22 protein-coding genes are annotated in these 23524 nt (G+C 63.4%); 17 read left to right on the forward strand and 5 right to left on the reverse strand.

The window, feature by feature from the left end; genetic code table 11:
- Window positions 1–64: 64 nt before the first annotated feature.
- Together OEZ71_RS07695 and puuE are read right to left on the reverse strand one after the other, a co-directional pair.
- A complete protein-coding gene (locus tag OEZ71_RS07695; RefSeq protein WP_263739363.1) occupies window positions 65–901 on the reverse strand; it encodes a bifunctional allantoicase/(S)-ureidoglycine aminohydrolase in 837 nt (278 codons plus the stop codon).
- Window positions 898–2313, reverse strand: coding sequence for an allantoinase PuuE (puuE, locus tag OEZ71_RS07700; protein WP_263739364.1), 1416 nt, complete (start codon window positions 2311–2313; stop codon window positions 898–900). The genes OEZ71_RS07695 and puuE overlap by 4 nt, the downstream gene beginning before the upstream one ends.
- 146 nt (window positions 2314–2459) lie before the next feature.
- Here puuE and uraH point away from each other — a divergent pair, with 146 nt between their 5' ends.
- Window positions 2460–2819, forward strand: a complete 360-nt coding sequence (uraH, locus tag OEZ71_RS07705; protein ID WP_263739365.1) for a hydroxyisourate hydrolase — start codon at window positions 2460–2462, stop codon at window positions 2817–2819.
- Between the two features lie 6 nt (window positions 2820–2825).
- Here the strand turns inward: uraH and OEZ71_RS07710 are convergent, their stop codons facing one another.
- Window positions 2826–3164, reverse strand: a complete 339-nt coding sequence (locus OEZ71_RS07710) for a hypothetical protein (RefSeq protein WP_263739366.1) — start codon at window positions 3162–3164, stop codon at window positions 2826–2828.
- 209 nt (window positions 3165–3373) lie between these two features.
- Here OEZ71_RS07710 and deoC point away from each other — a divergent pair, with 209 nt between their 5' ends.
- The 16 genes from deoC to OEZ71_RS07790 all read left to right on the forward strand — a co-directional run bounded on the left by deoC (window position 3374) and on the right by OEZ71_RS07790 (window position 21072).
- A complete protein-coding gene (deoC, locus tag OEZ71_RS07715; protein WP_263739368.1) occupies window positions 3374–4348 on the forward strand; it encodes a deoxyribose-phosphate aldolase in 975 nt (324 codons plus the stop codon).
- A 7-nt stretch (window positions 4349–4355) separates the two neighbouring features.
- Complete coding sequence (locus OEZ71_RS07720) at window positions 4356–6713, forward strand: aldehyde dehydrogenase family protein (protein WP_263739369.1); 2358 nt, start codon at window positions 4356–4358, stop codon at window positions 6711–6713.
- Window positions 6714–6889: 176 nt separating this feature from the next.
- A complete protein-coding gene (locus OEZ71_RS07725) occupies window positions 6890–7507 on the forward strand; it encodes an outer membrane protein (protein ID WP_263739370.1) in 618 nt (205 codons plus the stop codon).
- A gap of 104 nt (window positions 7508–7611) precedes the next feature.
- A complete protein-coding gene (locus OEZ71_RS07730) occupies window positions 7612–8310 on the forward strand; it encodes a fumarylacetoacetate hydrolase family protein (protein WP_263739371.1) in 699 nt (232 codons plus the stop codon).
- 240 nt (window positions 8311–8550) lie between these two features.
- On the forward strand, window positions 8551–9132 hold the full coding sequence (locus tag OEZ71_RS07735; RefSeq protein WP_263739372.1) for an amino acid synthesis family protein: 582 nt from the start codon (window positions 8551–8553) through the stop codon (window positions 9130–9132).
- Window positions 9132–10490, forward strand: a complete 1359-nt coding sequence (locus OEZ71_RS07740) for a hypothetical protein (protein ID WP_263739373.1) — start codon at window positions 9132–9134, stop codon at window positions 10488–10490. Before OEZ71_RS07735 ends, OEZ71_RS07740 begins: the two co-directional genes overlap by 1 nt.
- 106 nt (window positions 10491–10596) lie before the next feature.
- Entirely contained in the window at window positions 10597–11889 is a 1293-nt protein-coding gene (locus tag OEZ71_RS07745) for an ABC transporter substrate-binding protein (RefSeq protein WP_263739374.1), read from the forward strand.
- 40 nt (window positions 11890–11929) lie between these two features.
- Window positions 11930–12811 (forward strand): branched-chain amino acid ABC transporter permease, encoded by an 882-nt coding sequence (locus tag OEZ71_RS07750; RefSeq protein ID WP_263739375.1) that lies wholly within the window; start codon window positions 11930–11932, stop codon window positions 12809–12811.
- Window positions 12808–13749 carry a branched-chain amino acid ABC transporter permease gene (locus OEZ71_RS07755; protein ID WP_263739376.1) on the forward strand — a complete coding sequence of 314 codons (942 nt, stop codon included), beginning with the start codon at window positions 12808–12810 and terminating at the stop codon, window positions 13747–13749. The genes OEZ71_RS07750 and OEZ71_RS07755 overlap by 4 nt, the downstream gene beginning before the upstream one ends.
- Window positions 13746–14447 carry an ABC transporter ATP-binding protein gene (locus OEZ71_RS07760; protein WP_263739984.1) on the forward strand — a complete coding sequence of 234 codons (702 nt, stop codon included), beginning with the start codon at window positions 13746–13748 and terminating at the stop codon, window positions 14445–14447. The genes OEZ71_RS07755 and OEZ71_RS07760 overlap by 4 nt, the downstream gene beginning before the upstream one ends.
- Window positions 14448–15143 carry an ABC transporter ATP-binding protein gene (locus OEZ71_RS07765; protein ID WP_263739377.1) on the forward strand — a complete coding sequence of 232 codons (696 nt, stop codon included), beginning with the start codon at window positions 14448–14450 and terminating at the stop codon, window positions 15141–15143.
- A 96-nt stretch (window positions 15144–15239) separates the two neighbouring features.
- Window positions 15240–16265, forward strand: coding sequence for a BMP family protein (locus OEZ71_RS07770; RefSeq protein ID WP_263739378.1), 1026 nt, complete (start codon window positions 15240–15242; stop codon window positions 16263–16265).
- Window positions 16265–17809 (forward strand): ABC transporter ATP-binding protein, encoded by a 1545-nt coding sequence (locus OEZ71_RS07775; protein ID WP_263739379.1) that lies wholly within the window; start codon window positions 16265–16267, stop codon window positions 17807–17809. Before OEZ71_RS07770 ends, OEZ71_RS07775 begins: the two co-directional genes overlap by 1 nt.
- Window positions 17799–18848 (forward strand): ABC transporter permease, encoded by a 1050-nt coding sequence (locus tag OEZ71_RS07780; protein ID WP_263739380.1) that lies wholly within the window; start codon window positions 17799–17801, stop codon window positions 18846–18848. The genes OEZ71_RS07775 and OEZ71_RS07780 overlap by 11 nt, the downstream gene beginning before the upstream one ends.
- Entirely contained in the window at window positions 18848–19792 is a 945-nt protein-coding gene (locus tag OEZ71_RS07785) for an ABC transporter permease (protein ID WP_263739985.1), read from the forward strand. Before OEZ71_RS07780 ends, OEZ71_RS07785 begins: the two co-directional genes overlap by 1 nt.
- Window positions 19792–21072, forward strand: coding sequence for an amidohydrolase family protein (locus OEZ71_RS07790; protein WP_263739381.1), 1281 nt, complete (start codon window positions 19792–19794; stop codon window positions 21070–21072). The genes OEZ71_RS07785 and OEZ71_RS07790 overlap by 1 nt, the downstream gene beginning before the upstream one ends.
- Before the next feature lie 15 nt (window positions 21073–21087).
- Here OEZ71_RS07790 and OEZ71_RS07795 read toward each other — a convergent pair whose 3' ends face one another.
- Complete coding sequence (locus OEZ71_RS07795) at window positions 21088–21426, reverse strand: hypothetical protein (RefSeq protein WP_263739382.1); 339 nt, start codon at window positions 21424–21426, stop codon at window positions 21088–21090.
- 83 nt (window positions 21427–21509) lie between these two features.
- Window positions 21510–23489, reverse strand: a complete 1980-nt coding sequence (locus tag OEZ71_RS07800; protein WP_263739383.1) for a bifunctional 2',3'-cyclic-nucleotide 2'-phosphodiesterase/3'-nucleotidase — start codon at window positions 23487–23489, stop codon at window positions 21510–21512.
- Between the last annotated feature and the right edge of the window lie 35 nt (window positions 23490–23524).

Here is a 23524-nt window from a genome sequence, read left to right on the forward strand (position 1 = left end):
CTTGGCTCAGGCCGGGGGCGCTGCCCCCGGACCCCCGGAGTATTTCCGGACAGAAAGTGAGGGATCAGCGCCCGAACGCACCGGGACCCCTGAGCTTGGCGTGGCGGTTGACGTCCTTGTAAAGAAGGTAGCGAAAGGGGCCGGGCCCCGCAGCATAGCAGGCCTGCGGGCAATAGGCGCGGAGCCACATGAAGTCGCCCGCCTCGACCTCGACCCAGTCGCGGTTGAGCCTGTAGACCGCCTTGCCCTCTAAAACATACAGCCCGTGTTCCATGACATGGGTTTCCTCGAACGGGATCACGCCGCCCGGCTGGAAGGTGACGATATTGACATGCATGTCATGGGCGATGTCGTCCGGGTCGGCGAAACGGGTCGTGGCCCAGCGCCCGCCTGTGTCCGGCATGGCCACCGGCTTCACGTCCTTGTCCGAGGTCACGAAGGCCTTGGGCGCGGCAATGCCCGGCGCGTATTCATAGAGCTTGCGGACCCAGTGAAACCGCGCCGGATGGTCGGTACCGTTATGCAGCTTCCAGTCGCAGCCGGGCGGGATATAGGCGTAGCCGCCGGGACCGAGGTCGTGCCAGGTGCCATCCAGCGACAGCCGGACCTCGCCATTGGTGACGAAGATCACGCCTTGGGCGACCGGATCGGGTTCGGGCAAGTCCGAGCCGCCGCCGGGGCCGACCTCCATCACATACTGGCTGAAGGTTTCAGCAAAGCCTGACATCGGGCGGGCGATGAGCCAGAGGCGGGTGTTCTTCCAGCCGGGCAAGGCGCTGGTGACAATGTCGGAAAAGCATCCCTTGGGGATCACGCAATAGGCCTCGGTAAAGACCGCGCGGCCGGTCATGAGTTGCGTCTGCGGCGGCAGGCCGCCTTCGGGGGCGTAATATTGGCTCATCGTGGCAGCATGTCCTTCAGACGCCATTCGGCGATGCGTTCGACCTGACGGCAGGCCTCGTCGAACTCGGTTTCATTGTCCTGTTCCAGCCGCCGCCGGAAGGCGTCGAGGATCGAGGCCTTGGTATTGTCGCGAACAGCGATGATGAAGGGAAAGCCGTGGCGGGTCGTATAGGCGTTGTTGAGATCGGTGAACTCGTTCCGTTCCGCGTCGGTCAGCGCGTCGAGCCCGACGCTGGCCTGTTCGGCCGTGGACTCCGCCGTCAGCCGTTTGGCGGCGGCAAGCTTGCCCGCAAGATCGGGATGCGCCGTCAGCACGCCCAGCCGTTCGGCGCGCGAGGCGGAACGGAACATGCGGGCGAGCGCGTTGTGCAGGCCCGTCGCCGTGTCATGGGCGGGCCCCAGTTCCAGCGCGAAGGTGCGTTCGGCGATCCAGGGGGAATGTTCAAAGATGCCGCCGAAGCGGGTGACGAATGTGGATTTATCCATCCGGCTCGGCCGTTCGTACCGCTGGGGCGGATGGGTCGCGGCCCAATGCCGGGCGATGTCGATGCGGCGGGGGAACCAGACGCCCTCATGTCCCCTGGCATAGTCGAGGAAGCGTTTCAGCCCGGCGATCTTTCCCGGTCGCCCGATCAGGCGGCAGTGAAGACCCACCGACATCATCTTGGCTGCCCCCGCCGCGCCTTCGGCATAGAGCGTATCGAAGGCGTCCTTCAGGTACTGGAAAAACTGCTCGCCCGTAATATAGCCCGGCGCGGTGGCGAAGCGCATGTCATTGGCCTCAAGCGTGTAGGGAATGACCAACTGATCGCGCTCGCCAACCTCCAGCCAATAGGGCAGGTCGTCGTCATAGGTGTCGGAAATCCAGTCGAGCCCCTGCTCGGCGGTGAGGCGCACGGTGTTGACCGAACAACGCCCGGTATACCAGCCGGTCGGGCGGCTGCCCGTCACCTCGGTATGCAGCCGGATCGCCTCGGCGATCTGGCGGCGCTCCTCGTCTTCCGCCATGTCCCGGTGTTCGACCCATTTCAAACCGTGGGACGCGATCTCCCACCCCGCCGATTTCATCGCCGCGACCTGTTCCGGCGAACGCGCGAGCGCGGTGGCAACACCATAGATCGTCACCGGAATATCCATCCCGGTGAAAAGCCGATGCAACCGCCAGAACCCGGCCCGCGCGCCGTATTCGTAAATCGATTCCATGTTCCAGTGCCGCTGGCCCTGCCATGGTGCTGCGCCGGGAATATCCGACAGGAACGCCTCGGACCCCGCATCACCATGCAGGATGCAGTTCTCGCCGCCCTCCTCATAGTTCAGCACGAGCGAGACGGCGATTTTCGCACCGCCGGGCCATTTGGCGTCAGGAGGGGTCGGCCCGTGGCCGGACATATCGCGAGGGTAGCGGTTCATCTGTCGGATTCCCAAAACTGTCCCGACCCTAGTCTCGCAGCGGTCGCAACATTATCAATAAAAAACTGAAAGACTTATTTGGCTCTGGCGATGTCGCCTTCCGCGCCGTTCCGCGCCATGATGCGGGCCGCAAAAGGGAGGGCACCATGGCCGAAGGCTATCTGACCACGCATGTTCTGGACACCGCGCGGGGCGTGCCGGCAAAGGGCATTGCCATCACGCTCTTCCGTCTGTCTGGCGAGGGGCGCGAGAAGATCGCCGAGGCGGTCACCAACGATGACGGGCGCACCGATAGCCCGATCCTGCCGAAGGACCGCTTTGCCACCGGTCAGTACGAGCTGATCTTCCACACCGGTAGCTATCTCGACGCGACCGGCGTGCCCCCCGAATCCCCGCGCTTTCTGACCGATATCCCGATCCGCTTCGGCATTTCGGACCCCGCGGCGCATTATCATGTGCCGCTTCTGCTCTCGCCCTTCGGCTATTCCACCTACCGGGGAAGCTGAACTGGCTCAGAGATCGCGGAAATAGGGATCGATATTCCAGTAATCGACCATATCGGCGGCCCTGTCGCGCGGCAGTCCCGCCGCATCCATCGCGTAGAAATCGACGCCGAGCAGCGCCGCCAGCCGCCAGGCTTTTGTGGCGGCTTCGCGGGCCGGACTGCCATCGGCGAAGGTGGCCTCGATCTCGGTCGCGGCGCTCACAAGAACGTAGACCAGTTCAGCGGCAGGCGCATCGGGCCAGCGCGCGACGAGATTGCGGACAAGCGGTCGCCAGCCTTCCGGCGTATCGAGCAACTGCTCGATCGCGAAATGCACCTTCTCCAAATCGGCCACCCCGTTTGACATGCGCCGGTCGTACTGTATTCCCCTGCCGGCTTGAAATCCCTCAACCCAATTCCGGGCCACTTGGGCCTTGCTTTCGTCCCGCGAGTCAACAGATTTGGCATGGCGCGCTCGATGTTTGACCTTTTGGTCAAGTTTTCGCGTTGCAGTTAACCGGGACAAACGCTAGCGTGATGTGTCAGGATCAATGCACAGTGACCGCAGGTTGAACCATGTCGCAAAGCGCGGCCCCCGCCCTTTCCAATACCGACCGCAATCCGGGCATGCCGCTCAGGACCGACTGGTTCGACCAGATCGCGGTGAACACGCAGGCGGCCGAGCGCCGTGCGGCGACACTGACCACGCGTCGGACTGTGAAAAAGGAATGGCAGGCGGCGTGGCTCGTCAATGCCATCCGCTGCATCGATCTGACGACGCTCGCCGGTGACGATACTGAGGATCGGGTGCGCAGGCTTTGCGCCAAGGCGGTGCGGCCGCTCGCCGACCACATCATGGCGGGGCTGGGGCTGGAGCATCTGACGACCGGTGCGGTCTGCGTCTATCCGACGATGGTCGCTGCCGCCGTCAAGGCCGTGGCGGGCACCGGCATTCCGGTCGCCTCTGTCGCCACCGGGTTTCCCGCTGGCCTGATGCCCCTCGACCTGCGGCTGGCCGAGATCCGCTATGCCGTTGATCAGGGCGCGGAAGAGATCGACATCGTCATCACCCGCGCCCATGTGCTGGATGGCAACTGGGCGGCCCTTTACGACGAGGTCGCGGCGATGCGCGAGGCCTGCGGGGCCGCGCATATGAAGGCGATCCTTGCGACCGGCGATCTTCAGACCCTGCGCAATGTCTACAAGGCCTCGATGGTGGCGATGCAGGCGGGGTCGGATTTCATCAAGACCTCGACTGGCAAGGAGGGCGTGAACGCCACCCTGCCCGTCTCGCTGATCATGGTGCGGGCGCTCCGCGATTACACGGACCGCACCGGCGACCGTGTGGGCTTCAAGCCCGCTGGGGGTATGAAGACCGCCAAGGACGCCATCGCCTGGCAGATCCTGATGAAGGAGGAAATGGGCAACGACTGGCTGCGCTCCGACCTGTTCCGGCTCGGGGCTTCCTCGATGCTCGGCGATATCGAACGCCAGCTGGAACGCCACATCACCGGACGCTATGCCGCGTCCTCGCGCCACGCGATTGCCTGAGGGACCGATGCCGACAGTGACCGAGATACTGGAAACGATGGAGTACGGACCGGCCCCCGAAGCTTCGGGCGAGGTGACGGCCTGGCTGAAAGCGCGGGGGCAGTTCGGCCATTTCATCGACGGGGCGTTCACAAAGCCCGGAAAGGGTTTCCCCACCGCGAACCCCGCAAATGGCGAGGTTCTGGCCAAGGTCTCGCAAGGAACGCAGAAGGACGTGGACGCGGCGGTGAAGGCCGCCCGCGCCGCCCTGCCCGGCTGGTCGAAACTGGCGGGCCATGAACGCGCCAAATGGCTCTATGCCATCGCCCGCCATATCCAGAAGCGGGAGCGCTTCCTTGCGGTCTTGGAGGTCATGGACAACGGCAAGCCGATCCGCGAGGCGCGCGATATCGACGTGCCGCTGGTCGCGCGGCACTTCTACCACCATGCCGGCTGGGCCGAGATGCTGGAGGACGAATTCCCCGGCGCGAAACCTGTCGGCGTTTGTGGCCAGATCATCCCGTGGAACTTCCCGCTTCTGATGCTCGCGTGGAAGATCGCGCCCGCACTGGCGGCGGGCAATACGGTCGTTCTGAAACCCGCTGAATACACGCCCCTGACCGCGCTCGCCTTCGCCGAGATCTGCGCCGAGATCGGCCTGCCGAAAGGTGTCGTGAACATCGTCACCGGCGACGGTGAAACCGGGGCGGCGCTGGTGGCCTCAGAGGTCGACAAGATCGCCTTCACCGGCTCGACCGAGGTTGGCCGCGCGATCCGCAAGGCGACCGCCGGAACGGGCAAGAAGCTGACGCTGGAGCTTGGCGGCAAATCGCCCTTCATCGTCTTCGCCGATGCAGATATTGATGCCGCCGTCGAGGGCGTGGTCGATGCGATCTGGTTCAATCAGGGGCAAGTCTGCTGCGCGGGCTCGCGCATTCTGGTGCAGGAGAACGTCGCCCAGACCTTCCAGACCCGCCTCAAGGCGCGGCTTTCCAAGCTCCGCGTCGGCGACCCCCTCGACAAGTCCACCGATGTCGGCGCCATCGTCGATCCGGTCCAGCTCACCCGCATCCGTGAACTCGTGGCGAAAGGCGAGGCCGAGGGCGCGGTGCTGCATCAGGCCGAGGCGCAATTGCCCGCCAAAGGATGCTTCTTTGCCCCTGGCTTCATGACCAATGTGCAACCCGCCAATATCGTCTCCGAGGTCGAGATCTTCGGCCCCGTCGCGACGCTGACCACCTTCCGCACCCCTGCCGAGGCGGTGGAACTGGCCAATAACAGCCGCTACGGGCTCGCTGCTTCGATCTGGTCGGAAAACGTGAACCTCACGCTCGACATCGCCGCGAAGGTAAAGGCGGGCGTCGTATGGGTCAATTCCACCAACATCTTCGACGCCGGTGCGGGCTTCGGGGGTTACCGCGAAAGCGGATTTGGCCGCGAGGGCGGGCGAGAGGGGATGCGGGAATACCTCTCAACGCCGGTGGTGAAGACGAAACCGGAGGCCGACGCGCCCGACCTCTCGGCAGCCCCCGTTCCCGGCGCACCATCGAACGGCCCCGCCCCCATCGACCGCACCGCGAAGATGTATATCGGCGGGGCACAAAAGCGGCCCGACAGCGGATATTCCTACACGGTCATGGCCAAGGGGCACGAGATCGGTTTGGCAGGTCTTGGCAACCGCAAGGATATCCGCAATGCGGTCGAGGCGGCGCATAAAGCCTCCGGCTGGGGCAAGGCCACCGGGCATAACCGGGCGCAGGTGCTGTACTACATTGCCGAAAACCTCTCGGCCCGTGAAGCCGAGTTCGCCGCCCGCCTGAAAGCGGCGGGCGTGGCGAAACCCGGTGATGAGGTCGCAACCTCAATCCGCCGGGCTTTCTACTATGCCGCACAGGCCGACAAGTTCGACGGCGCGGTGCATTCGACCAAATCGGCGCATGTGACGCTGGCCATGCCCGAGCCCTTCGGCGTGATGGGCGTAGCCTGCCCCGATGATGCGCCGCTTCTGGGGTTCCTGAGCCTGATCCTGCCCGCCATCGCCATGGGCAACCGGGTCGTAGCCGTACCGTCCGCGTCGATGCCGTTGGCCGCGACCGATCTTTATCAGGTCTTCGACACGTCCGACCTGCCGGGCGGTGTGGTCAATATCGTGACGGGTGCGAAGGACGAATTGGCGAAAACGCTGGCGGGCCACGATGACGTCGCGGCGATATGGTATTGTGGCGGGCCGGACGGCGCGAAGATGACCGAGGCGGAAAGCGCGGGCAATCTTAAGGTCACATGGACCTTCGCGAACCGCGACTGGCACGGTTCCGATGGTCAGGGCCGCGACTTCCTGCTACGGGCAACACAGGTTAAAAACATCTGGGTGCCCTACGGCGAATAGCGCTTCGGCAACTCAACCACAGAGCGATCAATGGATGTGGAACGCGTATCGTCGCCGCAACAGCTATTTTGTTATTCGATCCAGGAACAAGCACGCAGTAGCGCTGCGCCTTCGTCCGTCGTAACAGCGTCAAAGGATTGGGGCGAAGGGAAAATGACGTGAAAAACGGAAAAACATTGCGGATGATGACCGCAACCATGCTGGCAGTGATGACCGCAACCGGCGTACAGGCTGAAGAAGGACTTTATGGCGGGATCGGCCTGTCCTATGGCTCGGTGGAGTCGTTTGACAATCTCTTTGGTATCACGTCCGAGGACGAAGGCGCAGCATTTGGCATGACGCTGGGATACCGCTCTGAAAAGGCGCAGTTCTTTTTCGGACCGGAACTCGATGCCGACATCTTTCTCGATGACGAGCTTGAATTCATCGGTACGCCCTGCGCATCGGTGGCATTCGGCCCGTATTATTGCACAAGAAGCGCCGTCTTCCGGTTACGTGGCGTTGTCGGGCATACGTTCGCAAACGGCTATGAGCTGTTCGGGACGGCCGGCTACGGTGTCGTGATCGGTCAGGGCGCGACCAGTTCGTTCACAACGGATCGCGGGATTTCCGGGGGCCTGACAGCGAGCCTCGGCGTACAGCGCGACTTGGCGAGCGGCTCGGCATTGCGGGTCGAAGCGATCTACGACGATTTCAGCGATACGCTTGTAAGGCCTGACGACGGTTTCGGGTTCAGCTACGAACCGCAGTATGAGGCGAAGAGCGTCAAGGTTACGTATCTGAAGGCATTCTGATCATCCCGGAACGCCGGTGACTTAGCGTGCGCTCCACCACCGGTGGAGCGCGGCCGGTGCTGGAATGGCGGTGGTGGCGGGACACAATTGGTGGATTACGGCGAATGACAAAGCTTCTTTTCCCCGCCTCCGAACCGGTTACCGTCCCGCTGCGGGACGAGGATGCCGCCTTTCCCGTTACCCGCATCTTCTGCGTCGGGCGCAACTATGCCGACCACGCCAAGGAAATGGGGCACGAGGTCGACCGCGAAGCCCCCTTCTATTTCACCAAATCGCCTGCCCATCTGATCGGATCAGGTTCGACCATCCCCTACCCGCCCGGCACCGCCGATTTTCACCACGAGATGGAGTTCGTCGTCGCCATCGGCGCGCCCGGTTTCCGCGTGGCGGAGGCCGACGCCATGGGGCTGGTCCTCGGCTATGCGGCTGGCCTCGACATGACCCGCCGTGATCTGCAAGGCGCGGCGAAGGACAAGCGCCGCCCCTGGGATACCGGCAAGGATTTCGAAAATGCCGCCGTGATCGGGCCGATCACCCGCGCCGGGGAGTTCGGCGCGCCGGGGCCGCAGGCGATCTCTCTGCACCTGAACGGCAAACCGGTACAGCAGGCGCAACTGTCCGACATGGTCTGGTCGGTGACCGAACTGATCGCCCATCTCTCGACACTCTATCACCTGCAACCGGGCGACCTGATCTTCACCGGAACGCCTGCGGGCGTTGGCCCCGTCAGTCCGGGTGACGTGCTGCACGGTGAGGTGGAGGGGCTTGCGCCCGTCACCCTGACGATCACCGCCCCCGGATAGGCTTCGCTGACCCGCGCAAAACACAACTCGTCCCGCTCACGGTTGCCATACGTTTTGCCGACACTTTGCCGACGCTTTGCAGATCGTTGTTTTTATTTTATTATAAATACTTAACTCTTCATCACACCTGCCTGCAGGCAGATCGTTAACCTCTCTGAAATATCGAGGCAGCCGAACGACGGCATTGCCATGCGGATCGGGTTGCGGCAGGGTCGGCCCAATTCAGAAGGAGCCGATCCCGTGGCCGATTTCCGACTTCGCAAACTCTGTCTTGCCCTTGACGAAACCCATCACGATGGCGGGCCCGAGGCGACCAATCCACGCCAGCGGGCGGCTGTTCTTGCAGTTGTTTCGAACCCATTTGCCGGCCGCTACGAACCCGATCTGCAACCGGCAATGGAGGATCTGAAGCCGCTCGCTTTGACCATGGGCAAACGCCTGATCGAAGCGCTTGGCGGTCCCGATGGCATTGATTCCTATGGCAAAGGCGCGCTTGTCGGGCTGAACGGCGAACTGGAACATGGCGCGCTATGGCATGCGCCGGGCGGCTACGGGATGCGGGCGCTATTGGGGGAGAGCAAGGCGATCGTGCCCTCGGCGAAGAAGGTCGGCGCGGCGGGCACCACGCTCGACCTGCCGCTCGCCCATATCAACGCGGCCTATGTGCGCAGCCATTTCGACACGATGACGGTGATGGTGCCGGACGGGCCGAAACCGGATGAGATCGTCTTTGCGCTTTGCATGGCAAAGGGCCCCCGCGTGCATTCGCGGATGGGCGGGCTGGAGGCGCATCAGATCAAGGGCGAGGACGGCCTGCGCTGATGCGGCGACTTGCCGTCTGCCTGGCGCTGATTCCCGGTGCCGCTTTGGCCCATGCCTCGGAACGCATGGTGATCCTGACCCTTCCCACCGGCTGGTACATGATCGGCGCTGGCATCGCCGTGGCGCTGACGGCCGGTGCCGGACTGATGGCCGGGCGTCTGCCGCGCTTCGGTGCGCGGCTTCTGTTCGAACGGAGGGTCGTGCTTTCCCGGACAGCGGCAAGCTGGATTGCCGCGCTCGCCTTCTGGGCACTGATCGCGACCGGCATCTGGGGCACGCGCGATCCCCTGACCAACCTTCTGCCGCTGACCGTCTGGACGGTGCTGTGGGTCGGGCTCACGCTGGCCTGCGTCCTTTTCGGCAATCTCTGGCGCGACATCGAGCCCTGGAGCGGCCCCGTCCGCACCCTAAGACGGATGATCGGACGCACCGGCGGCATCGGACTAACCCGCCTCGGCCACTGGCCCGCCGTTATCGGCTACCTGGGTTTTGCCTGGTTCGAGATCGTCTCGCTCGCCCCCGCCGATCCCTATGTGCTCGCCCGTGCCGCTGCGGGCTATTACCTCCTGATCCTTGCACTGGCGGTGCTTGAGGGCGAGGGCTGGCTGGAACAGGGTGAGTTCCTGACCGTCTATTTCGCGATAATCGGCCGCATCGCCCCCTTCTGGGCCGAACATGAAGGCGCGCGGCTGAAGGTCATGGCGGGGCTGCCCGGGGTGCAGGTCCTTCGACTCGCGCCGCTTTCACCATCCACCATAGCCTTCGTCACGTTGGTTCTTGCTTCAGTCAGCTTCGACGGGCTTTCCGAGACGTTCCGCTGGCTGGCATTGCTAGGCATCAACCCCCTGGAATTCCCCGGTCGCTCGGCGGTCTGGGGCATCAACTCCGTCGCATTGATCGGCTTCTGGGGCGTCAGCATCGCGCTGATTCTAGGGGCAATCCGGGCCGGTCTGCCAAAGGGTGCGTTCAGCCAGGCCACAGGACCGGTGATGCTTTCCTTCCTGCCGATAGCCGCAGGCTACCACGTTGCGCATTACCTCATCGCGCTTCTGACCAACGGGCAATATGCGATTGCCGCACTTAACGATCCCTTCGGGCGCAACTGGCAACTGCTTGGCCTGCCAGATCATTGGGTTTCGTTCGGGTTCCTGGCGACACATTCCGGTGTATTGACGATCTGGACGGCGCAGTTTTCCACGATCCTCGGAGCACATCTTCTGGCCGTAATGCTTAACCTGAAACTGACCGACCGCATTCCCGGCGCGAGTGGGTTCCGGGCGCATCTTCCGATGACACTCCTGATGGTCGGCTATACGGTGTTCGGCCTCTGGCTGCTTTCTGCCCCGACCGCCGGATAAGAAAGAGTTGCATTATGGCGCGACTCCGTGTTCCGTTACGACAGAAACACGAAAGCCGTGGCAAAAATCGGCGCAAACCACTTATTTACAACAGCGGAGATGTTTGATGTCAAACAAATCAACCCCCCTGAACCCGACCCGTCGCTCGGTTCTGACGGGCATGGCCGCTGGCGGCGCCCTCTTGACCACGGGCCTCGGCGCGCGCTTCGCGCAAGCCCAGTCGTCCGAGCCGATCCGCATCGGCTTTCAGCTTCACCGCACCGGCATCGGCGCCTCCTATGGCCGCTGGTACGAACGCACCGCAACCGCCGCGCTGAATGTGCTTAACGAAGGCGGCGGCATCAATGGCCGCCCCGTTGAACTGGTCTTTGAGGACGACGGCACCGATCCCAAGCGCGGTTCGGAAGTGGTCGAGAAACTCACCACCCAGTCGAACTGCGATCTGGTGATGGGTACGCTGTTCAGCCACGTCGTGATCGGCTCTGCCCCCCGCGCGGGCGAGCTGAAAGTGCCCTATCTCGTCTGTTCGGAAGGTCACCACGTCGCTTCGGGCATGTTAAACCGCTGGACCATGCAGCCCGGCATCACCGATGTGAAAAGCCAGGTGCAGGGCATGGCGCCCTTCGTGACCTCCAACCTCGGCAAGAAGATCACGATGATCTTCCCCGACTTCGCCTTCGGCCACGATCACCGTGACTATTTCACCGCCGCCGTCGCCGCGCAGGGTGGCGAGGTAATCAAGCATATTGCGATCCCGCCGACCGAAACCTCATTCACCCGCTACTTCCCGCAGATTCCGTCGGACACCGAGGTGCTCTACCACGTTATGGTCGGCCCCGCCGTCCTGACCTTCGTGAAGGAACTGGGCGAGTTCTACGGCTCAGGCGCGCGGCCGCAGCTTTTCGGCTTCATCGACTCGCTTGAGGCGGTGGATATCAACTCGCCCGGCCTCGAATTCCTAGATGGCTCGCATTTCTGGGAGGGCCATCCGCGCTACAAGCAAGCGGACGCGTCCGAGCACGAGACCTTCTACCGCAATGCCGTCGGCGTGGACGACAACGGCGCATCGGTCGCGGACCCCGCCGATATCGCCACCTACGCCCATATGTTCTCGACCTGGGAGACGCTCTTCGTCGTTAAGCATGCGATGGAGGCGGCGGGCTATCAGGGTCCGGCCGACCGGCAGAAGGTGGTCGAGGCGATCGAGGCAATGACCGACTTCGCCGAAGGTCAGGCCCATCCGCAGGGGCCGAAAGTCTTCAATGGCAAGACACATCAGGCTTTTGGGCTGCAGTCGATCACCAAAGTCGAGGGCGGCAAGCTTATCCGCGTCCATCAGACTTCGATGGAAGACGGGTTCTACCCCGACGAGGTTGACTACACCACGATGAGCTTCTGATACCGGGACGGGCGGGGCTGAGCCCCCGCCCGAATTGCGATTGGATTTCGGACCTTTCCTGCTTCTCGCCCTGATGGAGGGGCTTGTGACCGCCGCGGTGCTTGCACTGACGGCGTCCGGGTTGTCATTGGTCTTCGGCATCATGCGAGTGGTGAACGTGGCGCATGGCGCGTTCTTCATGCTGGGCGCGGTGCTGGCGTGGTTTGTCTCGCAATGGGTGCCGGGTCCTGCGGGCCTGTCCTTTGCCGTGGCGCTCATCCTCTGCCCGCTGATCGTCGGCGCCATCGCGGCCGTGGCCGATACGGTCGTGCTGAAACGGCTGAACTATGAACCCGAGGCGACCATCGTCGCGACGATCGGCCTTCTCTACATCTTCGAACAGGCGGCACTGAGTTTCTTCGGCCCCGATGCGCGGCCCGTGCCCGCGCCCTTGAGTTTCCGCATCCAGCTGCCGTGGTTCGGCTATTCCGGCTACAAGCTGGCGGTCGTCGTCGGGGCCGCTCTGGTGCTGCTAATGGTCTGGCTGATCCTGAAGCACAGCCGCGCGGGGCTGATCATGCGGGCGACCCAGATCGACCGCGACACGGCCCGCGCCTTCGGGATCAACGTAGACCGGGTCTATGCCGGCGTCTTCGCGATGGGCGCGGGGCTTGCCGCCATCGCCGCCGTGCTGATCGTGCCGATCCAGCAGGCACATTACCTGATGGGGGGCGATCCGCTGCTTCTGTCCTTCATCGTGGTGATCATCGGGGGCCTTGGCAGTTTGCGCGGCACGCTGGTCGCGGCGCTGATCATCGGGCTGGGGGACGGCGTCATCTCCACCTTCTTCGCGCCGACGCTGGCCAAGATCGTCGCCACGCTCGCGGTCGGGCTGATACTTGTCCTCAGACCCCAGGGGCTGTTCGGGAAACGCGCGGCATGACGGCGGACCGGGCGCTTATCCTGCATCTGGGCCTGATCGCCGCGCTTCTGGCGTTCCACTTCGTGGCGCCTGCCTATCACCACACCAATATCGCCCGGATCATGGTGCTGGCGATCTACGCGATGGGTTACAATATCGCTTTCGGCTACACGGGGCTCCTCAGCCTCGGTCATGCGCTGTTCTTCGGCGCGGGGCTCTATGCCGCCGGGCTTCTGGCCTATCACGCGGACGGAACCGCCGGTACCGGCCTGATCGCGGGGCTTCTTGCCGGTGGCGTGGTGGCCTTTGCGCTGGGGCTTTTCGCGCTCAGAACCGCCGGTGTCGCCTTCATGATCGTGACCTTGATGTTCGCACAGGCGGGCTATCTGACCGTTCTCTATTTCGGCAGCTATACGAGGGGTGACGAAGGCATCGTCATCCCCAAAGCCGGACGCGTTCTGGCTTCGCTCGACCTTTCGGACGACAACACCCGCTATCTCGTTGCGCTTGCGCTCTTCGCTATAGCGCTCATGGTCAACCTCTGGCTCGCCCGCTCGCCGCGCGGCCGCATCATGGTGGCCATGCGCGAAAATGAGGAACGGAGCCGCATGCTCGGCTACAACCCCTACACGGTGAAACTGACAGCACTGACAATCTCGGGCCTTTACGCGGGGCTTTCCGGCGCTGCCTATGCGCTGATGTTCGGCTATGCGGGCGCCAGCCTCGCCTCAGTGCAGTATTCGATCCTGCCGCTGCTCTACGTCCTTCTTGGCGGCGCTGGCACGGTCATCGGCCCGTTCCTCGGCGCGCTTTTGATGTTCTACCTGATTGACTATGCGTCCTCAGTCACCGACGCCCATCAATTCGTCACCGGCGCAGCATTGGTCCTTCTGATCCTCTTCGCGCCGAAAGGCATCCTAGGCACCATTCGCGAACGGGGGCTCAAATGGCTGCCGTGACACTTCTGGAGGCACGCGAGCTCACCCGCCATTTCGACGGGCTGAAGGCCGTCGACGGGGTGGATTTCGACCTGCATCAGGGCGAGATCCACGCCTTGATCGGCCCAAACGGCGCAGGCAAGACGACATTTGTCAGCCTTCTTTCAGGCCGCATCCCGGTGCAGTCCGGTACAATCCGCTTTGACGGGCGAGACATCACGAAGCTGCCCGCCCATGCCCGCGTCCGCCTTGGCATCGCCTATACGTTCCAGATCACCCAAGTCTATGGCGCGCTGACGGTCTTCGACAACGTGGCGCTGGCCGTGCAAAGCCGACATTCGCACCGCCTGCACGACGATGCGATTGAGGCCCTGACCCGTGTCGGCCTTCAGGACCGCGCCGATCAGACGGCAGGGACACTGAGCTACGGCCACCAGCGGCTGCTGGAAGTAGCCATGGGGCTGGGACTGAAGCCAAAACTGCTGATCCTCGACGAGCCGACGCAAGGGCTGGCACAAGGCGAGATCGAGAGTTTCAAGGACATCGTGCGCGGCGTTGTGCCCGAGGCGACTGTCCTGCTGATCGAACACAATATGGATGTGGTCATGGACCTCGCCCAGCGCATCACGGTCCTGAATTTCGGCGAGGTTCTGGCGACCGGCACGCCAGAGGCAATCCGGGCCGACAAGGCGGTACAGACCGCCTATCTGGGGGGCTGAATGCTTAAGCTCGACGGCATCGAGGCAGGCTACGGCGCGGTGCGGGTGCTGCGCGGGCTGACGCTGTCGGTCGCGGCGGGGGAGGTTCTGTGCCTAATGGGCCGCAATGGCGCGGGCAAGTCCACAGCGCTGAAGACGATCATGGGGCAGGTCCGGGCGAGCGCCGGGGCGATCGAGCTTGACGGAACCCAGATCGAGGGCTTGCCCGCCCATGAAGTGCCGCGCCACGGGATTGGCTATGTGCCCCAAGGGCGGCGGCTTTTCGGTGATCTGACCGTGGCCGAGAATATCGAGGTCGGGCTGATGACACGGGGGAGGGGCGCGCGGGTGCGCGACCATGTGCTCGACCTCTTCCCGCGCCTGCGTGAACGCATGGGGCAGATGTCCCGCACTTTGTCGGGGGGCGAGCAGCAGATGCTGGCCATTGCCCGCGCGCTGTGTCTGGAACCCAAGGTCCTGCTGCTGGACGAGCCGACCGAGGGCCTACAACCCTCGATGATCGCGCTGATCCGCGACACGGTCGTGGCGCTGAAGGAAACCGGGGTGGCGACGGTGCTGGTCGAACAACGCGTGGATGCGGCCCTGTCGGTCGCTGACAGGATCGCCTTTACCGTTGGGGGCAGTATCGCCGAGACGGTACAGGCGGGCGACCTTACGCCCAGCGCGTCACAATTCGCGACCTATGTCGGCGTCTGAAATCGCATTCAGAATTTTCTTGCGCGAATCCTAAAAAACTTTACCAATTGATAAAATTTAGGACCGAGGACTGCAACAACCGACAGGGGGCTGACTATGACTGCAAGGATCAAACCGGCCGGGCTGAACCGGCGGCATCTTATGGCGACGGCTGCTGGGGCCGCTGCAACGGGGCTCGTCGGGCTGCCGAAGCGGGCCTTCGCCGCCGACCCGATCAAGGTCGCAGGCATCTACACTGTGCCCGTAGAACAGCAATGGGTGAGCCGCATCCATGTCGCGGCCGAGGCCGCAGTGGCGGCGGGTGCAGCCGAATATACCTACACCGAGAACACCGCTAATACCGACTATCCTCGCGTCATGCGGGAATATGCCGAACAGGGTTACAAGCTTATCATCGGCGAGATTTTCGGGGTGGAGCAGGAAGCGCGCGAAGTCGTGGCCGACTATCCCGAAACCGCGTTCCTATTGGGCTCAAGCTTCCTGCATGACCCGGCTTTGCCGAACCTTTCCGTTTTCGACAACTACATCCAGGATGCGAGCTATCTTTCCGGGATTATCGCGGGTGCGATGACCCAGTCCGGCAATATCGGCATTGTCGGCGGCTTCCCCATCCCGGAGGTCAACCGGCTGATCCATGCCTTCATGGCCGGTGTGCGCGAGATGCGCGCGGACGCGACCTTCCAGGTGTCGTTCATCGGGTCGTGGTTCGATCCGCCCAAGGCCAAGGAGACTGCCTTCGCGATGATCGATGGCGGCGCGGACCTGCTCTACGCTGAACGCTTCGGCGTCTCCGACGCCGCGCAGGAACGCGGAATTCTCGCCGTCGGTAATGTGATCGACACGCAAGCGGATTATCCCGAAACCGTCGTCGCCTCGGCGCTCTGGCATTTCGAGCCGACGCTGAACGCGGCTTTGGCCAAGGTCGCCGACGGCAGCTTCACGGCCGACAATTACGGCACCTATTCCTTCTTGAAGGAAGGCGGCTGCTCGCTCGCCCCCCTTGGCACGTTCGAGGGCAAGGTGCCTGAGGCAGCAATGGCGCTGGTGGCCGAACGTGAGGCCGCGATCCGGGATGGCAGCTTCACCGTCGAGATCAACGACGAAGAACCGACGTCGTCCTGATGGTGGGGCGCGAGGGGGCGGAGGTTGTCCTCCGCCTCGACGGCATCACCAAGCGGTTCGGACCGCTGGTGGCCAACAACGCAATCAGTTTCGACCTGAAGAAGGGCGAGGTCATCGCCCTTCTCGGTGAAAACGGCGCGGGCAAGACGACGCTGATGAACATCCTTTTCGGCCATTACACCGCCGATGAGGGAGCCGTGGAGGTCTTTGGCCAGCCCCTGCCCCCCGGCCATCCGCGCGCGGCATTGGCAGCCGGGGTTGGGATGGTGCATCAGCATTTCACGCTCGCCGACAACATGACGGTGCTGGAAAACATCCTTCTGGGCACCGGATCGCTTCTGTCCAACCGCCTGAACGCCCGCGCTGCGAAGGCGAAGGTACAGAAGCTCTCTGCTGATTTCGGCTTATCGGTCCATCCCGATGCCAAGGTCGGGACGCTGTCGGTCGGCGAACGACAGCGCGTGGAGATCCTGAAGGCGCTCTACCGCGATGCCCGCATCCTGATTCTCGACGAACCGACCGCCGTCCTGACGCCGCAGGAAACCACGGCGCTTTTCGACACACTTAGAAAGGCCGTGGCGCTCGGCCTGTCGATCATCTTCATATCGCACAAGCTGAACGAGGTGATGGCAATCTCCTCGCGCGTGCTTGTACTGAGGCACGGAAAGCTGGTTGGCGAGGTTGCGACCTCTGACACGGATCGCCACAAACTGGCGGAGATGATGGTGGGCGCCGAGATCACCGCGCCGAAACTGGCCGAGCGCGCGCCGGGGGCGGCGCTGATGACGCTGAGCGGGATTCGCACCGCGCCGCGGGGCAATGCGCCGGGTCTTGCAGGTGTGGACCTGACCCTGCGCGCAGGACAGATCATTGGCCTAGCCGGCGTCTCGGGCAACGGCCAGTCGGCACTCGCCGACCTGATTGGCGGACTTGAGGTGCCGACCAGCGGTCAGATGGAGCTTCATCCTGCCCGTTCCGGCGACTGGTCGCCCCGCGCAGCCCTCGCCGCCGGAATCGCCCGTATCCCCGAGGATCGTCACAAAACCGGCACGGTCGCCGATTTCTCGCTGACCGAAAACGCGGTTCTGGAGAGCTATGAAAACGCCCCCTACAGCCGGAAGGGCTGGATGGACTGGTCCGCTGCCGAAGGGTTCGCGAGAAAGATCATCGAAACCTACGATGTCCGCTGCCCGGGCCCCGGGGCCGCGATCCGGCTACTATCGGGCGGCAATATGCAGAAGCTGATCCTTGGCCGCGCGCTGGAGGCGGGCCCGAAGATCATCCTTGCCAATCAGCCGGTGCGCGGCCTCGACATCGGTGCGGTCACCTTCGTCCACAACCGCCTGATCGCGGCGCGCGACGCGGGCGCAGCGGTCCTGCTGATCTCGGAGGATCTGGACGAGGTCATGGCGCTTTCTGACGTGATCCACGTCATCTACGAAGGCCACCTGTCACCCGCCTTCCCGCGCGGCTCAAAGACGCCTGCCGAACTTGGCGTCTGGATGGCCGGGCAGGGTTTTGAAGGGGGGGCCGATGCGGCTTGAACCGATTCCCAATCCCACGGCCCTGCGCCGCTTTGGCCTGCCCGCCGGGGCGCTGGCGCTGACGGTGCTCATCGCCTCGGCCCTCGCGCTTCTGGCGGGTGCCAACCCTTTCGCCACGCTCGGCCTGATCCTGAAAGGCGCGGCGGGGTCGAAATTCGCGCTTCTGGAGACGCTGAACCGCGCCACGCCCCTGATCTTCACCGGCCTTGCCGTCGCGGTCGCTTTCCGGGCCAAGTTGTGGAATATCGGCGCCGAGGCGCAGCTTTACGGCGGGGCGATCGTCACCGTCCTGCTCGGAACCGGCGCGCTGCCCCTGCCCTCCGCGTTGCTGATCCCGGTCATTGCCGTTGCAGCAATGCTGACCGGGGCGCTGATCCTTCTTGGGCCGGTGTTGATGAAAACACGTCTGGGCGTCGATGAGGTCGTCACCACGCTGCTTTTCAACTTCATCATGCTGCTCTTCGTCTCCTACCTGCTGGAAGGGCCGATGAAGGACCCGATGGGGATGGGCTGGCCCAAATCCCCCGCGCTCGACAAGGCCGCGCGCCTGCCGCGCATTGTCGAGGGGCTGCGGCTGCACTGGGGCTTTGCTTTGGCGATCCTCTCGGCCCTCGCGGTCTGGGTGATCCAGACCCGCACGACACTGGGCTATGAAATCCGCGCCGTGGGCCTCAATGCCGAGGCCGCGCGGTTCGCTGGCATTCCGGTCGGCAAGGTCATGGTCAAGACCGCACTTCTCTCGGGTGGGCTCGCCGCCCTTGCCGGGTTTTCCGAGGTTGCAGGGCTGAAGGGCAACCTGACCTTGGACCTCTCGCCTGGCTTTGGCTACACCGGCATCATCGTCGCGATGCTGGCGCTTCTGAACCCCCTTGGCGTCGTTATCTCGGCCATCTTCGTCGCGGGCGTCTTTGTTGGTGCCGACAGCATGAGCCGCGCGGCGGGGGTGCCGACTTACATTGCCGATATCCTCATGGCGACGGCGCTTCTGACCATGGTTCTGGCGCTGAAACTCACGACAACCCGGATCAGGTGGCGCTGATGGACCTTCTCGACATCCTCCTCTCCGCCACCTTCTGGGCCGCCGTGATCCGCATCGCTTCGCCCCTGATCTTCGCGACTTTGGGGGAACTCATCTGCGAACGCGCGGGCGTGCTGAACCTTGGGATCGAGGGGATCATGGTGATCGGCGCCTTCGCGGGCTGGATGGCGGTCTATCTGGGAACCGGGCTCTGGGTCGGGGTCGGGGTTGCCATGCTGGCGGGGATGCTCTTCGGCCTTCTGCACGCGACGCTGACGGTGCCCTTCGGGCTCTCGCAGCATGTCGTGGGCCTTGGCGTCACATTGCTGGCCACGGCTACGGCTAGTTTTGCCTACCGCCTGTCGCTGCCCGAGGTCACCTCGCCGCCAAAGATCACGCCCTTCCAGCCATGGGAAATCCCGGTTCTATCGGACATCCCCCTGCTTGGGCCCGCGCTCTTTTCCCAGACCGCACTGACCTATCTGGCCTTCATCCTCGTCATCGTAGTCTCGCTCATCCTCTACCGCACACCACTTGGCCTTGCCCTGCGGGCCGCAGGCGAAAACCCCGCCTCGGTCGAGGCGCAGGGGCTTTCCGTCACCGCGATCCGCATGGGGGCGGTGATCGTCGGATCGGGCCTGATGGCAATCGGCGGGGCCTTCCTGACCATGTCGGCCTTCTCGAGCTTCTTCTTCGAAATGGTCAACGGGCGCGGCTGGATCTGCATCGCGCTCGTCGTCTTCGGCGCATGGCGGCCGGGCAAGGCGCTTCTCGGTGCACTCCTCTTTGCAGGCTTCGACGCGCTTCAGGTTCGGCTGCAACAGACGCCGATGGGGGCGGTGGTGCCCTATCAGGTCTTCCTGATGGTGCCCTATGTGCTATCCATCCTTGCCCTCATCCTCATGTCGCGCCGCGCCGAGGTGCCTGCCGCGCTGATGGTTCCGTTCAACAAGGGGGAGCGGTGATGTTCGACCTTCTGATCAAAGGCGGCACGCTGCCGGATGGCACGGTGTCCGATATCGCCATTGCGGGCGACCGGATCGCCGCGACCGGACGCGTCGAAGGCGACGCAAGCGAGGTGATCGACGCGACCGGCGACCTCGTCTCGCCCCCCTTCGTCGACCCGCATTTCCACATGGACGCGACGCTCAGCTACGGCCTGCCGCGCGTGAACGCGTCGGGCACGCTTTTGGAGGGCATCTCGCTTTGGGGCGAGCTGCGCGAGATCGCAACGGTGGATGAGATGATCGCCCGCGCGCTGACCTATTGCGACTGGGCGGCCTCGATGGGGCTTCTGGCGATCCGCACCCATGTTGATACGACGCCGGACCACCTTCGCGGAGTCGAGGCGATGCTGGAGGTGAAACGCCGCGTCGCAGGCTACATCGACCTGCAACTCGTGGCCTTCCCGCAGGACGGGCTCTACCGCACGAAGACCGGGCGCGAGAACGTGATCCGCGCGCTTGACATGGGCGTGGATGTCGTCGGCGGCATCCCGCATTTCGAACGCACGATGGAAGAAGGCGCGGAATCCATGCGCGACCTATGCCGCATCTCTGCCGAACGCGGACTAATGATCGACGTTCATTGCGACGAAACCGACGACCCGATGAGCCGCCATGTGGAGACGCTCGCACGTGAGGTCACGCGTCATGGGTTGGGTGGCAGGGCCGCAGGCAGCCATCTGACCTCAATGCATTCGATGGACAATTACTATGTGTCCAAACTCCTGCCTCTGATCGCCGAAAGCGGCATGACCGCCATCCCCAATCCCCTGATCAACATCACCCTTCAAGGCCGCCACGACACCTACCCGAAGCGGCGCGGCCTGACACGGGTGAAAGAGATGCAGGCCCATGGCATCACCGTCGGCTGGGGGCAGGACTGCGTTCTGGACCCTTGGTATTCGCTCGGCACCGCCGACATGCTGGACGTGGCCTTCATGGGCCTGCACGTGGCCCAGATGACCCATCCCGAGGAGATGGCCCGCTGCTTCCGCATGGTGACGGAGGACAATGCCCGGATCATGGGGCTGGAGGGCTATGGCCTGAATAAGGGCGATGTCGCTTCGCTGGTGATCCTTGACGCGGGCAACCCGACCGAGGCGCTGAGGCTCCGTGCCGAGAGGCTGGCGGTGGTTTCAAAGGGCAAGGTCATCTCGCGCCGCAGCCGCAATGACGCCCGACTTGCGCTCGCAGACCGGCCCGGGACGGTGCGGCGGCGCTACGGGGTGCCGAAGCCTTAGATTGCGCTGGGGCAGTTATTCCTCGCCCGCTTCTTGGCACATCAGCTTCGTGAAGACCCCGGTACAGACGGTGCGCTTCCCGAAACCTTCGGCACGGATACGGGTGTAAAGCACTCGGTCCTCGACCGACACGTCCAACCCGTCGCGAACCATCGAAAAGCAATCGGACGGGCTGAGCTTGCAGGCAACAAGGGCGATGGCTGCGATCGGGTCACCCTGCTGACCGATATCCTCGGTCGCGATCCGGTGCTGAAGCTCTGCCCGCAGCATGTCGTCAAAGGCGGCTTCACCGGGTTTCATCAGCCACGCCGCACCCGCCGCGAGGACAATCAGCAGAACCACCCATTTGAACATACGCACCTCCACCGGCAGATTGCCGATGGTTATGCCTGCGGGACCTGTTGCTGTCGAGCCCCGCTATTGATCCATCGCCAGGGTCAAAGCGATATCCGGAACCGAGCAAAGCCGTCCGGCCCGTCACCCGCCGGTTCGATCTTCACGGCCTTGACGTCACCGATATGATCGGCCGCCTTCGGTGCGGTGTCGAACAATACGCTCGTCCCCGGCAGGGCCTTGAAATGCCAGTTTGAATCGGCCGCCGGATTGATCGTGCCCTGTTCAACGATATAGCGCACGATGATGTCGCGGTTGGTGTCTGGCCCCTCGAAGATGGTCGTGTCGCCTTTTGCCCCCGGGAAATCTCCACCGCCCGAGGCGCGGTAGTTGTTCGTCGCGATGATGAACTCGGCCGCCGGGTCGACCGGTTTGCCGTCATACATCAGGTTGACGATGCGGCTGGCATCGGGGTTCAGATCCTCACCCTTCGGCCCGTATTTCGAGGGCTGTGAGATATCGATCTCATAGCTCACGCCATCGATCACATCGAAATTGTAGGACGGGAAGTCGGGGTTCAGCAGGACCTGATCGGCCTCGCCCGGTGTGACCTGGTTGAAGATACCTGCGGATCGTTCCAGCCAGTCCTTGAGCTGCGCGCCGGTAACCCGCACTGCCCGGATCGTGTTCGGGTAAAGGTAAAGGTCGGCGACGTTCTTGATCGCCACATCGCCGGGTGCGACATCGGTGTAATAGTCCGGTCCGCCCCGGCCACCGGCTTTAAAAGGTGCCGCCGCCGAGAGGATCGGCAGGCCCTCATGCGCGGTGCCCTTCATCATCTCCTCAATATACCATTTCTGGGCGATGGAGACGATCTGCACCGAAGGGTCATCGGCCACGAGTGCAAAGTAGGAATGGAGGGGCGCCGATGTCTTGCCCACCGCGCGGCGGATATAGCCGAGCGTCTCGTCATGCTCTTTCTGAACCGAGGCCAGCACGCCCGGCACACTTTCGACCAGCGCCGTCACCGACCGATCCTCGTTCCGCTTGGAAATCGGCCGCGCCTCGGTCGTGAAGCTGAGCACCCGCCATTCATTGCCGTCACGTTCCAGCAGCAGGTCAATGAGCCCCATATGCGAGCCCCAGAACCCCGCCATCACGGCGGGCTTACCAGACAGTGTGCCGTTAGAAATGTCGACTTCGGCCATTCCCTCGAAAGCGGGCGAGGGAAAAACGAGGTGATTGTGCCCAGTGAGAAGCGCGTCTATTCCCGCCACGCGTGCAAGGGGCACAGAGGCGTTCTCCATTCCGTCAGTGTGTTCTGCGGAACCGATGCCGGAATGGCTGAGCGCAATGATGATATCGCAGCCCTCCTCTCGCATCTGCGGCACCCAAGCCTCGGCAGCACTGACGATGTCGCGCGTTTCCACCTTTCCTTCAAGGTGGCGGCGATCCCAGGTAATGATCTGTGGTGGCACGAAACCGATCAGGCCCACGCGGATCGGATGCGCGTTCCCGGCCCCGTCAGTGACCTCCCGGTCGAGGATGATGTATGGCTTCAGCAGTGTTTCGTCATCGCGCGGGCTGGCGCCGAGCGTCTTTGCGACATTGGCCGAGACAACCGGGAAGTTGGCACCCGCGAGAGTCTTCGCCAGAAAGTCCAGGCCATAGTTGAACTCGTGGTTGCCCAGCGTGGAGGCGTCGAAATTCAGCGTGTTCATCGCGGCGATGACGGGGTGCAGATCGCCCTCCTTCATCCCCCGCTCATAAGCGATATAGTCGCCCATCGGATTGCCCTGCAGGAAATCGCCGTTGTCGACGAGCATGGAGTTTGTCGCCTCGGCCCGGATCCCTTCGATGATCGCAGCGGTTCGGGCAAGGCCCACGGTGTCGATCGCCTTGTCGGAGTAATAGTCGTAGGGGAAAACATGAACGTGGATGTCGGTCGTCTCCATGATCCGCAGATGTGCCTGGTTGGCGGCGGCAAAGGCGGAATAGGGATGCAACGCGATCAAGGAAACTCCGGCAGTCGTCCCGGCGAGGAAGCCCCGACGGGAAAGGGTCGATGGGTTGATGGTTGTCACGGGAACCTCCCTTGGTGTGATGGTCAGGGATCACG

The organism is Albidovulum litorale, assembly GCF_025751495.1.
Lineage (GTDB): Bacteria > Pseudomonadota > Alphaproteobacteria > Rhodobacterales > Rhodobacteraceae > Albidovulum > Albidovulum litorale.

Coding starts and splice junctions, on each gene's coding strand:
- OEZ71_RS07740 (WP_263739373.1), top strand. CDS start 9,132: ATGCGGCGACTTGCCGTCTGCCTGGCGCTGATTCCCGGTGCCGCTTTG.
- OEZ71_RS07730 (WP_263739371.1), top strand. CDS start 7,612: ATGACAAAGCTTCTTTTCCCCGCCTCCGAACCGGTTACCGTCCCGCTG.
- OEZ71_RS07710 (WP_263739366.1), bottom strand. CDS start 3,164: ATGTCAAACGGGGTGGCCGATTTGGAGAAGGTGCATTTCGCGATCGAG.
- OEZ71_RS07775 (WP_263739379.1), top strand. CDS start 16,265: ATGGTGGGGCGCGAGGGGGCGGAGGTTGTCCTCCGCCTCGACGGCATC.
- OEZ71_RS07785 (WP_263739985.1), top strand. CDS start 18,848: ATGGACCTTCTCGACATCCTCCTCTCCGCCACCTTCTGGGCCGCCGTG.
- OEZ71_RS07745 (WP_263739374.1), top strand. CDS start 10,597: ATGTCAAACAAATCAACCCCCCTGAACCCGACCCGTCGCTCGGTTCTG.
- OEZ71_RS07780 (WP_263739380.1), top strand. CDS start 17,799: ATGCGGCTTGAACCGATTCCCAATCCCACGGCCCTGCGCCGCTTTGGC.
- OEZ71_RS07790 (WP_263739381.1), top strand. CDS start 19,792: ATGTTCGACCTTCTGATCAAAGGCGGCACGCTGCCGGATGGCACGGTG.
- puuE (WP_263739364.1), bottom strand. CDS start 2,313: ATGAACCGCTACCCTCGCGATATGTCCGGCCACGGGCCGACCCCTCCT.
- OEZ71_RS07765 (WP_263739377.1), top strand. CDS start 14,448: ATGCTTAAGCTCGACGGCATCGAGGCAGGCTACGGCGCGGTGCGGGTG.
- uraH (WP_263739365.1), top strand. CDS start 2,460: ATGGCCGAAGGCTATCTGACCACGCATGTTCTGGACACCGCGCGGGGC.
- OEZ71_RS07795 (WP_263739382.1), bottom strand. CDS start 21,426: ATGTTCAAATGGGTGGTTCTGCTGATTGTCCTCGCGGCGGGTGCGGCG.
- deoC (WP_263739368.1), top strand. CDS start 3,374: ATGTCGCAAAGCGCGGCCCCCGCCCTTTCCAATACCGACCGCAATCCG.
- OEZ71_RS07720 (WP_263739369.1), top strand. CDS start 4,356: ATGCCGACAGTGACCGAGATACTGGAAACGATGGAGTACGGACCGGCC.
- OEZ71_RS07695 (WP_263739363.1), bottom strand. CDS start 901: ATGAGCCAATATTACGCCCCCGAAGGCGGCCTGCCGCCGCAGACGCAA.
- OEZ71_RS07755 (WP_263739376.1), top strand. CDS start 12,808: ATGACGGCGGACCGGGCGCTTATCCTGCATCTGGGCCTGATCGCCGCG.
- OEZ71_RS07770 (WP_263739378.1), top strand. CDS start 15,240: ATGACTGCAAGGATCAAACCGGCCGGGCTGAACCGGCGGCATCTTATG.